The organism is Bacillus sp. AK128 (assembly GCF_053903075.1).
The window spans coordinates 659,837-675,276 of the sequence record NZ_CP096379.1 but is presented as its reverse complement, the minus strand read 5'-3'; the positions used below and the strand labels follow the sequence as shown (position 1 = coordinate 675,276).

Here is a 15,440-nt window from a genome sequence, read left to right as displayed (position 1 = left end):
TGCCAAGCAAAACCTCCTATTTTGGCGTTTTTTGAGTCATTAGGCGGAGTTTCTCCGTCTATTCAAGCTATTTTCAATGGTATTTTTAATTTAAGCGGAATTTTTCCGTCTATTTATCAAATCTGGTGCTTAACTGATCTCCCAACGGATAATAGTAGGAAGCGAAAAAAGCATGATGATAAAATTGCTAATCACCATACTTTTTACTATGTTATTTGTACTGTTATTAATGATTTTGCACTTTAAAAGAGAACTCCATACTTTATATTGAATGGTGCCCTTTATTGTTACATGTTATATTTCTTGTAATTACTAACATGACTACTTCGACTTCTTGACGTTAGACTCGACATAATAAATGGTACAAATAATAAAATAAGAATCATTCCTGTCACAATTAAAGAAGAAGAGGTCCTCATTCCTATGTTACCAACAGGTTCTTTATATTTTTCCGTGAACTTCACAATCTCTTCATTCCCTGAAATACTACTTTGAGATAAAAACATCCCTTTATCATTGTCATAATAGAATATTTCCTGATGATCAAACGTAACAAAATCACTTTTTACTGTTTTATAAGTGACAACAGCTGCCGTAATAGTAGCTGGATTCTCGGATACTACCTTTTCTTTCTTCTCAAGTTCTGCTCCCTTTACCAGAGTTTCTTTTATTGATTTCACTAACTCATCTTCATTAGAAATCGAAATTTCACTTCCACTATCTTCAATTACAGAAAGTAAGCTTTTACTTATCTCATCTAGTTGTTCTTGTTGAGCTTCACTAAGCTCTAGTGGTTCGGTATACGGCTTTTTTACCTCATCCTCCACTTTAATGGTTCCAGAGATTTGAATAGAATCAACGATTTTTAGAGAATCTTGCTTATAGTTTGAATGATTAGAAATAACTCTCTCCTCTATTATTCCAGCAGTCATATCTTCCGCCATGGCACTTGTTGAAAATAAAAGTGCAATCAATAACATACATGCCAAAGAAATAGAACAAGTTTTAAAGCGTAGCATTTCATTACCCCCTTTATGTATTACTACCAGTATATTACAAATATTGGCAGTAATATGGTAATAAATGTTAGGGATTTATGAACAAATTGGTTAAATTTACTAATTTTAATAGAAAAAGCCCAAATCAAGAGACTTTCTAATGTATCCTGAATTCAGGAAAGAAAAGTAATTGTCCACCACCTTCCATGTGTGATTTCATCTTTTCACATTCGTGATTAAATCTATAATGTTCATTAAACACAATTAAAATAATCATCTTTACAAAGTAAACTTTTATTAATTATTGTATAAATAAAAGGAGTGTTCATATGGAAGTTTGGGAAGCAGCCTACATTGCAGGAATCATTGATGGAGAGGGTAGTATCTCCTTAACGAGGATGAATAGAGAAGAACATCGACGTCCTTGTATTAGTATTGCCTCAACAGATTATGAGTTACTTACTTTTATACAGTCAACTATCGGAGGTGTTATTAGTAATAAAAAAAATTATAACCCTAAAATTCATAAGGCTTCCTATACATTGGTTGTTAAAACAAAGGATGAAGTATTCAATACACTAGAGTGCATAGTACCTTTCCTGAGAATTACTAAGAAAAAAAATCGTGCTTTGTTTATTCTAGATAAATATAACAAAGTGACACCACGAAATGGAAAATATTCAAAAGAATTATTAGAGGAGAAACTATTGTTCGAAGATGAGTTTTTCAACTTATAAATAGGCTCTTTTCTAAAACTTTGTTGCTTTCGTGACATTGAGTATAGCTGTACAACCCAGTATTATCAGTAAATTGAGTAAAGATTAGAAAAGCGATACTCTTTTTGTGTATAGCAAGGTCTTGATACTAAGGTAAAAATCCGGCTTCTGGGATTTTTACACAAAGCAACAATCTATACAAAAACAGACATAAAAAAAGACCAACAAGTTATTGTTGATCTTTGGATCCACCTATGTATGGTGGAGACGGTGGGACGTGCTCTTCCATGCTTTCGTCATGGCACTGACTATATCTTGAACCTTAAGTTTAAGGTCCCCCGGCGTATTATGCAAAATGTATTTTTTACTCGGTTGAGTAGGATTTTGCATCCTAGTACTACCATGTAGGTAGCCTATGAGTCGATACACGGCTGTTGAATTGCTTCACATACCGCTCGGCATTGCCTTATCACCTCTAGAGTGACTTAGGTTTCACCGATTAAGCCGGATTTTCACTTGTGTGTTACCACACAAGGCGACTAATTACTAATCGAACCCACGTCCAGAAACATCGCCACTTAAGCTTCTACGAGTGTAGTCGACATATTAGTATTTCGCTTACCTCTCAGCCTATCGACAGGCTTCAAAGCAGCTAGTCTGGTTGTTCTCTTCCATTGTCCTCAGACGGCGAACTCCGGCGTAGCCCACTTAGAGTGAGTCCCTGATCCTACCACATGGGCGATGGAGGGAGGAACCGCTATAGTCTGTTATTAAGCAGCTAAAGCGAAGTTGTTGTTTGTTTTGCCAGTTATTGGCTTTGACGTTTTAACGAGGCCGATCCCCTCGACTCGCAACCCAAGCTCGAACTATCCCTGTCGAATCCGTAGCGTCCCCATTATAAGAGATGTGAGAAGGTTAATTCTCATATCAAATGGTAGTACGGGAAGTTATAAGCTTATTGCTTATTCAGTTGTCAATATCGTCTTCCCCGACGACAATTCCTATTATAACATATATAAAAGTGAATTCAATTGGTAGTTCCTTCATCAATTGCTACATTTTCTGTCGATCACGGAACGCTCTTTCAATATCACGCTTCGCTTCTTTCGACTTCAGGTCCTCACGCTTATCATAATGCTTCTTACCTTTACCAAGACCAATTAACACTTTAGCAAAGCCATTTTTCAAATACACCTTAATGGGCACAAGTGTAACCCCAGCCTCTTTAGTTTCACCAATTAACTTGGCAATTTGCTTTTTATGAAGCAATAGCTTTCGAGTACGTAATGGATCATGATTAAATCGATTCCCTTGCTCATATGGGCTTACATGAGCATTGTATAAATACACTTCGCCCTTTTGGATACGAGCAAACGAATCACGAAGATTAATTTTTCCCGCTCTGATCGCCTTAATCTCTGTACCCTGTAGAACAATACCCGCTTCATACGTATCTTCTATAAAATAATCATGGTTTGCTTTTTTATTTTGGGCAACAACCTTACCTTCTCCCTTTGGCAATGCGTGCACCTCCTCGTCTCACAGATGGTAGTTTACATTTTAACAAAAATAACCACCATTCACAATCAATAACTATAATCGATAAATGACGGGTGGTGACCGGCACCACCCGTTACATCATTATCTCTTCTTTTTAGGTTTACGCTTAGCTTTTGGTGAGTTTTCAAAATGCTTTTTCTGTTTGTTTGCTGGACGGCCACTGCCTCTCTTGTCGTCTTCTTTTTTCGTACGACTTCGACGTCCTGCACCCGTGCCACTTCGTCCCTCGCGCTTTTCGCTTTTAATTACCGTTGGGCGATCTTTACGTTCAGGACGTTTATTAACCTTCATACCAACGATTTCAAAATCAATCGAGCGTTCATCCTTATTTACATTAATTAACCTGACCTTGATTTCATCACCGATTCTAAAGATGTTTCCGGTTCTTTCACCAATCATCGCATAGCTCGACTCATCATATCGGTAATAATCATCTGTTAAATAACTTACATGTACGAGACCTTCAATCGTGTTAGGTAGTTCGACGAATAGGCCAAAGTTAGTAACAGAACTAATCATTCCATCGTATTCCTCACCAATCTTATCTTCCATATACTCCGCTTTTTTCAGCTCATCCGTTTCACGTTCAGCCTCTACTGCACGACGCTCCATGTTTGAAGAATGATCAGCAATATCAGGAAGCAGGTGATCCCATTTTTCTTTTGTCTTTTCATCAATCTTTTTATCAATGATATACGTACGAATCAATCGATGAACAATTAAATCCGGATAGCGTCGAATCGGTGAAGTAAAGTGTGTATAGAATTCTGTTGAAAGTCCAAAGTGACCTAGGCTTTCTGCATCATAGCGTGCCTGTTTCATAGAGCGTAAAAGTACCGTTGAAATCACCGTTTCCTCTGGTGTTCCTTGAACAGCTTCTATTACCTGCTGTAAGGCACGGGGATGAATAGAATTTCCTGAACCTTTCACCACATATCCAAAGTTCGTGATAAATTCAAAGAAACGATTTAATTTTTCTTCCTTTGGATCCTCATGGACACGGTACATAAACGGTACGTTCATCCAGTGGAAGTGCTCTGCAACAGTCTCGTTAGCTAGGAGCATGAATTCCTCAATTAATCGCTCTGCTACAGAACGTTCTCGCAATACAACATCATAAGGCTTACTTTCTTCATCAACAAGAACCTTTGCCTCTTTGAAATCAAAATCAATAGCTCCGCGCTCCATCCGTTTATTACGTAACACTTGAGCTAATTCACCCATTAACTCAAACATTGGAACTAAACCACTATACTTTTCACGGACCTCTTCATCTTTATCGTCTAGAATGTGATTAACATCCTTATAGGTCATTCGTTCTGTTGTCTTGATGACACTTTCAAAGATCTCATGACTAACCACTTCACCCTGTTGGTTTATAACCATCTCACAAGATAGAGTAAAACGGTCCACCTTTGGGTTTAATGAACAAATCCCATTTGATAAGCGGTGTGGAATCATTGGAATCACTCGGTCAACTAGATAAATACTCGTTCCTCGGTCAGCAGCCTCCACATCAATAGGAGAGCCTTCCCTTACATAATGAGTAACATCAGCAATATGAACACCAAGCTTATAGTTTCCATTTTCAAGCTTCGTGACAGTAACAGCATCATCTAAGTCTTTTGCATCTGCACCATCAATTGTAACAATCGTTTCATTACGTAAATCACGACGGTTCCCAATTTGATCCTCACTAATTGTATCTGGAACATCGTTGGCCTGTTGAATTGCTTCAGTCGGGAATTCTTGAGGTAGTCCGTATTTATGAATGACAGAAAGAATATCAATTCCCGGATCATTTTTATGACCTAAGATATGAATAACTTCCCCTTCCGCACTCATTCGTCCTTCTGGATACGTCACTAAACGAACAACCACTTTATGTCCATCTACCGCTCCTTGGGAAGCCTCTTTAGGTATAAAAATATCATTCGTAATTCGTTTATCATCGACTACAACAAAGCCGAAGTTTTTACTTTGTTCATATGTACCCACAACTTGTTTAATTCCTCGTTCAATGATTCGAACAACCTGACCTTCTTCTCTAGAACCTGAAGAAGTAGGATTTAGTCGAACTAAAACGGTATCTCCATGCATCGCATTTTTCAAATCGGAAGGTGGGATAAAAATATCCTGGCGATCTTTCTCTTCCGTTTCAACAAATGCAAATCCTTTTGGATGGGCGATGACCTTCCCACGAATTAAATTCATTTTATCAGGTAATCCATAACGATTACTTCTAGTCCGAACGATCAGACCCTGATCTTCCATCGTTACTAATGCTTTTACAAAATCCTTAAAAGCTGCTGAATCTTCAATACCAAAAGCCTCTTCCAATTCCTGTACGGTTAAAGGCTTGTATGCCTCTTCCTTCATGAAAGAAAGCAATTGTTTTATATGATCTTGAATGACATCCATTATTCGTCACTCCCTACTGTTTTATTTACCAATCTATTTCCTCTAAAAATGCTAAGACATCCTCATGTAGCTGGTCTCGCTCTTTATCTAGTGTAATAACATGGCCAGATTCTTCATACCATTTAATCTTTTTTTCAATTGATTCTACTTCGTTGTAAATAATATTGGCACTATCAGTATTAATCATATGGTCATGTCTTGCTTGAACGACAAAAGTTGGGGCATAAATTAGATCTACCTGATTTCGTACATCTGAAATCAAACCTTGCAGGGCTTTTAACGTTTTCATCGGCTTTTGCTTAAACTGTTCCATTTCGGCGTCGATTTCTTCAGAAGACTTACCTTCCTGCTGCTTATATTCTTTTGCGTATTCGAGGACTCCCTTGTACATCACTTCTTCGCTCTTAATATACATAGGTGCACACATTGTTACGATTCCCTTTATTGGTACAGTATAACCCAATTTAAGGGAAAATACCCCGCCAAGGGATAAACCAGCCACGGCAATCTTTTCATATCCTTTATCCTTTAAGAATTGATAAGCGTCCGTTACATCCTCCCACCATTCATCTGGTCCATATTGAACAAACTCCTCTGGAGGAACACCATGGCCTCGGTATTGAGGGCCATAGCATGTATAGCCATTTTTTTCTAGATATCGAGCGAGCATTCGGCAATCTGCTGAATTCCCGGTAAACCCGTGCAATAATAAAACAGCCCGTTCTCCGCCTTCAAAAAAGAACGGTTTTGGTAATACTCTCTTCATATTTCTACCCCTTCCCATTACTCATCATGCATGAATGAGTGCTAATGTCTACGATCATTATGTTTATATTAGTTTAAACAATCCTTGACTGAACTATCTATGTAAATAGAACAAAAGGCGCAAGCGCCCCGTTTAGCCCCGACAAGTAAATGTTCTGAAGAGAAAAAAATGGCGCTCTTTCCATTTTATTCTCTTCAGGTTATTTAACCTCGAGGGGCTGGGCGCTGGAGCTAGATTGAAATGCACAGACTTGAGTTTTCCACAAATGATTTATTTTATAATTTCGCTATAATATAAAAAAGCGTTGGAGTGTGACCAACGCTTGATATCCTAGCATTCAGTTTTAAGCGCCAAAGAAGGCAACTGCAATTGTTAGAACAAAGAATAGAACGGATAATACAATCGTAATTCGATGTAACACCGCATCAATACCGCGTGCCTTTTGCTTTCCAAAAAGCTGCTCAGCACCACCGGAAATAGCTCCAGATAAACCTGCACTCTTACCTGATTGCAGAAGAACAACTACGATTAAACCAATCGATACTAGAATTAATAACGTTACGAATAAAGCATGCACGAGACGACACCTCCTAAACGCACTTCACATTATCATAAATGTATCACAAAAAGTAAAGAGAGACAAGAAAATTAATGTTAAACGGTGTCGGTTGTTGATTGGAGATAGACTTCGAGAAGATAAACAACCAATTCTAGTATAGATGTACGTTCTTTTTGTTTGGAATCGAAATATTCCTGTGCTAGGCATCCAATTCTAGATCAAATCTACTTAAAAATAGAATTTGAGATATACAAAACTAAGCTTATCAACGAAAACTAGAGTGTTATCAACGAAATGTTCTCGTTATCAACGAAAATGGGACTTTATCTAACACTTTTACATGTTTATCAACGATTAGTAATGTTTTATCAACGAAACGACAAATTTTACCAAAAAACAAAGGAGTGCCCCATCCAAAGGGGGACACTCCTACAAAATTACTTCTTTAAGTTATAGAATGAATCAAGACCACCATATAGGCCTGTGAATCCTAACTCGTCCTCAATGCGAAGTAACTGGTTGTATTTCGCAACACGGTCTGTACGAGATGGAGCACCTGTCTTAATTTGACCAGCATTTGTAGCAACAGCGATATCAGCGATTGTGCTGTCTTCTGTTTCACCAGAACGGTGAGAAATAACAGCAGTATAACCAGCACGCTTCGCCATTTCGATCGCTTCAAACGTTTCAGTTAAAGTACCGATTTGGTTAACCTTGATTAGGATTGAGTTACTTACACCCTTTTCAATACCTTCAGAAAGCTTAGCTGTGTTTGTAACGAATAGATCGTCACCTACTAATTGAACTTTTCCGCCAAGGCGTTCTGTTAATAGCTTGTGACCTTCCCAGTCGTTTTCATCTAGACCATCTTCAATAGAGATGATTGGGTATTTCGCAACTAGCTGCTCATAGAAATCAACCATTTCAGCAGATGTTTTCACAACACCTTCACCTGTTAAGTGGTACTTACCGTCTTCTTTGTTGAATAGCTCAGAAGCAGCTACGTCCATTGCAAGCTTTACTTCTTCGCCTGGCTTGTAACCAGCACGCTCAATTGCCTCGATGATAGTTTGCAATGCTTCCTCGTTAGAACCAAGGTTAGGAGCAAATCCACCCTCGTCACCTACAGCTGTACTGTGGCCTTTTTCCTTTAAAACAGCTTTTAGGTGATGGAAAATTTCAGTACCTGTACGTAGTGCTTCTTTGAAGCTTTCTGCACCAACTGGCATTACCATGAATTCCTGAATATCAACTGAGTTATCAGCATGAGCTCCACCGTTAATGATGTTCATCATTGGAACTGGAAGAGTTTTTGCATTGAATCCACCTAGGTACTTGTATAGTGGAAGATCTAAGTAATCAGCAGCAGCACGAGCAGCAGCCATAGAAACACCTAGAATCGCATTTGCTCCTAGCTTCCCTTTATTTTCAGTTCCGTCTAAGTCGATTAATAATTCATCAATTGCTACTTGGTCCGTTACATCTAAACCAATGATTTCTGGAGCAATGACTTCATTTACGTTATCAACTGCTTTTTCTACACCTTTTCCTAAGTAACGGCTCTTGTCACCATCACGTAGTTCTACTGCTTCATATTCACCTGTTGAAGCTCCACTTGGTACTAGAGCACGGCCCATTGCACCTGACTCTGTATAAACTTCAACCTCAACTGTTGGATTTCCGCGAGAATCTAAAACTTCACGTGCATACACATCAATGATAAATGGCATTATATTCACTCCTATATTCTAATTATTTTTTTATTAAAGATGTCCCCGTCATTTCCTTTGGAAGTGATAGGTTTAGTAAATCTAAAACGGTTGGTGAGAGATCACCTAAGATTCCATCTTCTCTTAACTCAACGCCTTCTTTTACAACAATAACCGGAACCGGATTTGTTGTATGGGCAGTCATTGGAGTACCTTCCATCGTCGTTACCTCATCGGCATTACCATGGTCGGCTGTAATAATGGAAACTCCGCCTTTTGCCTGAATTGCGTTAACAATCTTACCTAAACATTCATCCACTACTTCAATCGCCTTCATTGTAGGCTCTAACATACCAGAATGTCCGACCATATCTGGATTAGCGAAGTTTAGGATGATTACATCATGCTTATCAGCTGCAATTTCATTTAATAAAGCATCTGTTACTTCATAAGCACTCATCTCTGGCTGTAAATCATATGTAGCCACCTTAGGTGAACTAATGAGAATTCGTTCTTCACCTGGGAATGGATTTTCCCGTCCACCATTAAAGAAGAACGTAACATGTGGATACTTTTCAGTCTCTGCAATTCTTAGTTGCTTTAAACCATTTTGTGATAATACTTCACCAAGTGTATTATCAAGGTTCGACGGTTTAAAAGCAACATAGCCTTGCACGGTTTCGCTGAAATGGGTTAAACAAACAAAATGTAATTGTTTAGGATGTTTTTCCCCACGAACAAACGATCTGAAGTCTTCATTTGTAAAAGTATTCGAAATTTGAATGGCTCGATCTGGTCTAAAGTTATAGAAAATAACGGCATCTTCATCTTGGATCGTTTGAACAGGTGTACCATCTGCCTTTTTCATAACGGAAGGTAACACGAATTCATCATGAATTCCATTTTGATAAGAATCCTCTATACATTCTAATGGATTAGCATAAGCAGGACCTTCACCGTACACCATGGCACGATATGATTTTTCAACACGTTCCCAGCGCTGATCGCGGTCCATGGAGTAGTATCTACCAGACAAAGTAGCAATTTCCCCTACTCCAAGCTCTTCCATTTGCGCCTCTAGCTCACCAATATATCGCTTCGCTGTTTGTGGGCCCACGTCTCTTCCATCTAAAAAACCGTGAATATAGACATTCGTGATTCCTTCAGACTTAGCAATCTTTAATAGTGCATATAAATGATGAATATGAGAATGAATTCCACCATCTGAAAGCAAGCCAAATATATGTAGGTTCGTTCCTTTTTGCTTCACATGATTCATGGCTTCAATAAAGGTTTCATTTCGTTCAAAATGCCCTTCTCTAATGGCCACATTTACTCTTGTTAAGCTTTGATAAACAACACGGCCCGCTCCAATATTTAAATGACCTACTTCAGAATTACCCATTTGACCTTCCGGAAGCCCTACCGCTTCACCAGATGCGGTTAGCATTTGATGAGGGTAGTTATTCCAGAGGTGATCGAAATTTGGCTTCTTCGCTTGAGCGACTGCATTTCCTTTCACTTCATCGCGTAAAGCAAATCCATCTAAAATAATTAAAGCAACAGGCTTAGTCATTTGCGACAGCCTCCAGTAGCTGTAAGTAAGAAGTAGCTTCTAAGCTTGCCCCTCCAACTAACGCCCCATCAATATCGGGTTGAGATAAAAATTCCTTGATGTTAGAAGGCTTTACACTTCCACCATATTGAATTCTCACTGAATCAGCAGCAGCTTGTGAAAATTTTGAAGCTACTGTTTGGCGAATATGAGCACAAACCTCATTAGCATCCTCAGCAGAAGCCGTTTTGCCTGTACCGATTGCCCAAATTGGCTCATATGCAATGACAGTTTCTTTTACCTGTTCTTCTGTTAATCCAGTAAGTGCCTTTTCAATCTGGCCACCTACAAACTCATTCGTTTGTCCTGCTTCACGCTGCTCTAATGTTTCCCCACAACAAACAATTGGTACAAGACCATGTTTAAATGCTGCTAATGTTTTCTTGTTAACAGACTCATCCGTTTCAGCAAAAAGCTCACGGCGTTCTGAGTGACCAAGAATTGTGTAGCTAACACCTAGGTCCTTAAGAGCTACAGGGCTATTTTCACCAGTAAATGCACCTTGATCTTCAAAATGCATGTTTTGAGCACCGATTTTTACATCCGTACCGTTTGTTAATTGCACAAGACTCTCTAAGAAAAGAGCTGGTGAACATACTACTGCGTCCACTTTATCCTGTGAAGGAACTAATCCTTTCACTTCTTCAATGAAGCCTTTTGCCTCGGAAAGGACTTTGTGCATTTTCCAGTTACCAGCAATGATTGGTTTACGCATATTTGACACCTTCCTTATGTAAGAGGAATCATCCTCTATTATTTATCATTTAAAGCTACTACACCTGGTAGTTCTTTACCTTCAATAAATTCAAGTGATGCTCCGCCACCTGTGGAGATATGATCCATCTTTTCAGCAAGGCCGAATTTTTCTGCTGCTGCCGCTGAGTCTCCTCCACCAATAACTGTGTAAGCATCCGTTGCGTCTGCTAAGGCTTGAGCTACTGCTTTTGTTCCATTTGCGAACGATTCTAATTCAAAAACTCCCATAGGACCATTCCACATCACAAGCTTTGATTCAGAGACAACCTTCTTGTAGATTTCTCTTGTTTCTGGTCCGATATCTAAAGCTTCCCAATCAGAAGGAATCGAATCAATTGCCACTACCTTTGTTTCTGCATCATTTGAAAAGTCATCAGCAACGATCGCATCGACTGGCATGTAAAAGTTTACACCCTTTTCCTTTGCCTTGTTCATGAATGAAAGGGCTAGATCAATCTTATCCTCTTCAAGTAATGATTTCCCAACATCATGGCCTTGTGCCTTAACAAACGTATAAGCTAATCCTCCACCGATAATGAGGTTGTCTACCTTATCAAGTAGATTATCAATTACTCCGATCTTGTCCTTTACCTTTGCCCCACCGATGATGGCAGTAAACGGACGTTCTGGATTTGATAACGCTTTTCCTAGTACTTCTAGTTCTTTTTCCATTAGAAAGCCTGCAACTGCTGGTAGATGTTCAGCAATTCCCGCTGTTGAAGCGTGAGCGCGGTGAGCTGCACCAAATGCATCATTTACATATACATCTGCTAAATTAGCAAACTGCTTAGCAAGCTCTGCATCATTTTTTTCCTCGCCAGGATAAAAGCGAACATTTTCTAGTAATAAAATATCACCTTCATTAAGCTTAGAAATACCTAACTCGGCTTCATCACCGTAAGCTTCATCTACCTTAACAACCGTTTTTCCACTAAGGTCACTTAAACGCTTGGCAACAGCATCTAAGCGAAGCTCTTCTACTACTTGACCTTTAGGACGCCCAAGGTGAGACGCAAGAATGACCTTTGCACCCTGCTCTGTAAGATATTGAATCGTTGGCAATGCAGCACGAATACGAGTATCATCTGTTACTTCACCGTCACGCATAGGAACGTTAAAGTCAACACGACAAAACACTCGCTTTCCTTTTAACTCGACATCACGAATTGATTTTTTGTTCATTTTACAGGATCCTCCCTCTTCATAAGAGACTAACTGATAGTTTGTTCTAGCATTTATCCTTTTATCCTTGTTAGATGGCTTGTTTGGAAGAGAAATATAGTTACATTTATGTACGTTAGATCATTTATCAACGATAATTGAGTGTTTGTCGACGAAAATGTGAATTTATCAACGAATTAACTAGACTTATCGACGATATTTCCACTTTATCAACGAAAACAGCACTTTCATCAACGAAATGACAAAATATTCCATACCACCGCCCAAAAAGCGTCCCCACACCAAGAATAAAACACACCACCAACATCTAGAAGGGGAGAAGGTCTTAACCCTACTCCCCAAATCTTTCCAATCTTATTATAGACGTTGTTTTGGAGTTAATCCATAACTATTATCCGGCATTAACGGGCATTAATCGCCTATTCTAGTTGGTAGCAATAGCAAGTAACTAGAATAGAGGAAACTGCCCCTAAAAGCCCGATTGGTTCAACTAACCATCAAATGAATATTGATGGAAGGTTCACCTTAAAGTCCCTTTTGCACCATATACTCAGCTAAGTCAACAACACGGTGCGAATAACCAGACTCGTTGTCATACCAAGAAACAATTTTCACTAAGTTTCCTTCAAGAACCATTGTAGAAAGACCATCAATTGTTGAAGAATGAGGGTCACCATTGTAATCGCTAGATACTAATGGCTCATCGCTGAATGCAAGGATTCCTTTTAGCTTACCTTCTGCTTCTGCTTTTAGAGCAGCATTGATTTCTTCAACAGTTACATCCTTTTCAAGCTCCACAACTAAGTCAACTAATGATACGTTAGGTGTAGGAACACGCATTGCCATACCGTTTAGTTTCCCTTTTAGTTCTGGTAACACAAGTGAAACAGCTTTTGCTGCACCTGTTGAAGTTGGAATGATGTTTTCAGCAGCTGCACGAGCACGACGGAAGTCCTTATGTGGAAGGTCTAAAATTTGTTGGTCGTTCGTGTAAGAGTGAACAGTTGTCATCATACCCTTTTTGATTCCGAACTGATCGTTAATAACCTTTGCAAATGGAGCTAGACAGTTTGTAGTACAAGATGCATTTGAAAGTACGTGATGATTTGCTGCATCATACTGATCTTCGTTAACACCCATTACAACTGTGATATCTTCGTTACTTGCAGGAGCAGAGATAATTACTTTTTTAGCGCCAGCTTCTAAATGTTTCGCCGCATCTGCACGGTCTGTGAAGCGACCTGTTGATTCAACCACGATATCAACACCAAGATTACCCCAACCTAGTTGTGCTGGGTCACGCTCAGCTAATACTTTAACTTCTTTTCCACCAACTACTAATGTGTTGCCATTTACAGATACTTCTGCATCTAAACGTCCGTGAACGGTATCATATTTTAATAGATGAGCTAATGTTTTTGCATCAGTTAAGTCATTGACTGCTACTACCTCTACGTTAGGGTTCTTTAAAGCTGCACGAAATACATTACGTCCAATACGTCCAAACCCGTTAATACCTAATTTTACTGTCATCTTATTTTCCTCCTCAAGAAAATGTAAATTAAATTTATTATTGGTAAGGGTTATCCCTTTACTAACTCTTTTGCTGCACCTTCATCTGTGACAATGACGGTATCATAACCTTGCTTCATAAAGGCTCGAATGGCTTCTGCTTTAGATGAACCTCCAGCCACTGCGATTACACATTTAGCATTCTTTAAATCGTCGAGTTGTATGCCAATTGTTTTCACTTTATGTACGACGTGTCCTTCTCGATTAAAGTAATAGCCAAATGCTTCTGCGACTGCTTTTTCTTTCATTATGCTGGCTAGATCAGTAGACGAAGTCTTCCTCCGTTCAGCCATAGTAATAGCATCTCCAATACCATGGACCACCATTCGGGCTGATTTTATTTGATCTAGTACCTCCTTAACAGATGGCTCTTCAATTAAAGATTGGTAGGCTTCATTGCTAAGTTGACCAGGAACATGGAGAAGGCGATAATGCCCCATTGCCTTTTCTGCCATTTTGGCACAAATGGTGTTAGCCTGATTTTCAACCTGCTCACCTAGTCCACCTCGAGCCGGAACAAACAGAATATCCTTTTGCTTTGGATCTGGACTCATTCGTTCTGCAACGGAAGCTAAGGTCGTACCACCGGTAACCGCTATGATCGTTTCATCGCTCATATATTCCTTCATACAAGTTGCAGTAGCTCTTCCCATCTCTTGCTTGACAAGGGTTGAGTGGTCACTGTCTCCTGCTACAACGACTACACGCTTAACATTCAGCTTCTCTTGTAATTTTTGCTCAAGAGTCGTCAGACCGGTAACTTCCTTCATCATTTCCTCTAGCTCAAGCAGTAGCATTTGTCCATCATCAGTGAGACTCATTCCAGTCGTTGTCATCGACAACAAGCCCTGCTCCTTGAAAAAATCGACCTCAGCACGAAGGACTCTTTCTGTAATATCTAATGCTGCAGCTAACGGTCTTCTTCCAATCGGTTCTGTTAACCGGATATACTGCAGAATTTGATACCTCTTTTGCATAATGGAAAGAAGGTCAGGCAATAATTTCTTTTGTACCTCTAGCAAGGATTTCATCTTTCCACTCCTTAATAGGAATATTTTTCTAGTTGGGACTTATAATGTCCCTTATAGACTTAATATGTCCCACTTGCGGTAAAAAAATTTATCCCCTTTACAAATTTAATTGTATCAGGAATAAATGGTTCATTCAACTAGTAGCTAGCCTAATTTTTGAATTAATTGTTTTTTAACGCTTTCACGATCTATGAGTCCATAGGCAATTTGTTCCCCATCAAGTGTTAAAACTGGAATCATCAACTGATACAGTTCTAATAATTGATCATCTTTATAAATATCCTTCTCCTCGATGATCACAGGGAATTCCTGAGCTAATTCGTTTATGATGACTTTCGCTTTATCACAAAGCGGACAGTTTTCTTTCGTATAAAATGTAATTGTAGATGTTTTCATAGTTGCTCCTTAATAGAGGATGTTCAAAAAGTCCGGTGAAAATGACACATCGAATTTCTTCGTTGGATTGCTTTTCCGTTCCTCACGTATTAATTGCATACGCTCCGGTACTCAAAGCTTCACCGCCTCGAACTTCTCGGTCCTTTTCATCCTCCTTTT

Annotated in this window: 13 protein-coding genes and 1 other RNA gene; 1 reads left to right on the top strand and 13 read right to left on the bottom strand. The window is 39.1% G+C overall.

Annotated features, from left to right (window positions below; genetic code table 11):
• Window positions 1–287: 287 nt before the first annotated feature.
• A complete protein-coding gene (locus M1D60_RS02990; protein ID WP_456277735.1) occupies window positions 288–1,019 on the bottom strand; it encodes a hypothetical protein in 732 nt (243 codons plus the stop codon).
• Window positions 1,020–1,327: 308 nt separating this feature from the next.
• Between M1D60_RS02990 and M1D60_RS02985 the strand changes: the two genes are divergently transcribed.
• Window positions 1,328–1,735 carry an LAGLIDADG family homing endonuclease gene (locus tag M1D60_RS02985; protein WP_456277734.1) on the top strand — a complete coding sequence of 136 codons (408 nt, stop codon included), beginning with the start codon at window positions 1,328–1,330 and terminating at the stop codon, window positions 1,733–1,735.
• Window positions 1,736–2,261: 526 nt separating this feature from the next.
• Here M1D60_RS02985 and ssrA read toward each other — a convergent pair.
• From ssrA to M1D60_RS02925, 12 genes are all read right to left on the bottom strand, one after another.
• Window positions 2,262–2,600, bottom strand: a transfer-messenger RNA (tmRNA) gene (ssrA, locus tag M1D60_RS02980).
• Between the two features lie 167 nt (window positions 2,601–2,767).
• Window positions 2,768–3,235 (bottom strand): SsrA-binding protein SmpB, encoded by a 468-nt coding sequence (smpB, locus tag M1D60_RS02975; RefSeq protein ID WP_163179640.1) that lies wholly within the window; start codon window positions 3,233–3,235, stop codon window positions 2,768–2,770.
• Window positions 3,236–3,355: 120 nt separating this feature from the next.
• On the bottom strand, window positions 3,356–5,695 hold the full coding sequence (gene rnr / locus M1D60_RS02970; RefSeq protein WP_456277733.1) for a ribonuclease R: 2,340 nt from the start codon (window positions 5,693–5,695) through the stop codon (window positions 3,356–3,358).
• 25 nt (window positions 5,696–5,720) lie between these two features.
• Entirely contained in the window at window positions 5,721–6,461 is a 741-nt protein-coding gene (locus tag M1D60_RS02965; RefSeq protein WP_456277732.1) for an alpha/beta hydrolase, read from the bottom strand.
• 343 nt (window positions 6,462–6,804) lie between these two features.
• Window positions 6,805–7,038, bottom strand: a complete 234-nt coding sequence (gene secG, locus M1D60_RS02960; RefSeq protein ID WP_456277731.1) for a preprotein translocase subunit SecG — start codon at window positions 7,036–7,038, stop codon at window positions 6,805–6,807.
• Window positions 7,039–7,457: 419 nt separating this feature from the next.
• Window positions 7,458–8,750, bottom strand: coding sequence for a phosphopyruvate hydratase (eno, locus tag M1D60_RS02955; protein WP_456277730.1), 1,293 nt, complete (start codon window positions 8,748–8,750; stop codon window positions 7,458–7,460).
• A 22-nt stretch (window positions 8,751–8,772) separates the two neighbouring features.
• A complete protein-coding gene (gpmI, locus tag M1D60_RS02950) occupies window positions 8,773–10,305 on the bottom strand; it encodes a 2,3-bisphosphoglycerate-independent phosphoglycerate mutase (RefSeq protein ID WP_456277729.1) in 1,533 nt (510 codons plus the stop codon).
• Window positions 10,298–11,059: a triose-phosphate isomerase gene (gene tpiA, locus M1D60_RS02945; RefSeq protein WP_456277728.1), complete on the bottom strand. Its 762-nt coding sequence runs from the start codon at window positions 11,057–11,059 to the stop codon at window positions 10,298–10,300. The genes gpmI and tpiA overlap by 8 nt, the downstream gene beginning before the upstream one ends.
• A gap of 38 nt (window positions 11,060–11,097) precedes the next feature.
• Window positions 11,098–12,282: a phosphoglycerate kinase gene (locus M1D60_RS02940; RefSeq protein WP_456277727.1), complete on the bottom strand. Its 1,185-nt coding sequence runs from the start codon at window positions 12,280–12,282 to the stop codon at window positions 11,098–11,100.
• Window positions 12,283–12,807: 525 nt separating this feature from the next.
• Window positions 12,808–13,815, bottom strand: a complete 1,008-nt coding sequence (gap, locus tag M1D60_RS02935) for a type I glyceraldehyde-3-phosphate dehydrogenase (protein WP_456277726.1) — start codon at window positions 13,813–13,815, stop codon at window positions 12,808–12,810.
• Window positions 13,816–13,865: 50 nt separating this feature from the next.
• On the bottom strand, window positions 13,866–14,885 hold the full coding sequence (locus tag M1D60_RS02930) for a sugar-binding transcriptional regulator (RefSeq protein WP_456277725.1): 1,020 nt from the start codon (window positions 14,883–14,885) through the stop codon (window positions 13,866–13,868).
• Window positions 14,886–15,029: 144 nt separating this feature from the next.
• Window positions 15,030–15,281: a glutaredoxin family protein gene (locus M1D60_RS02925; protein ID WP_456277724.1), complete on the bottom strand. Its 252-nt coding sequence runs from the start codon at window positions 15,279–15,281 to the stop codon at window positions 15,030–15,032.
• Window positions 15,282–15,440: the final 159 nt, after the last annotated feature.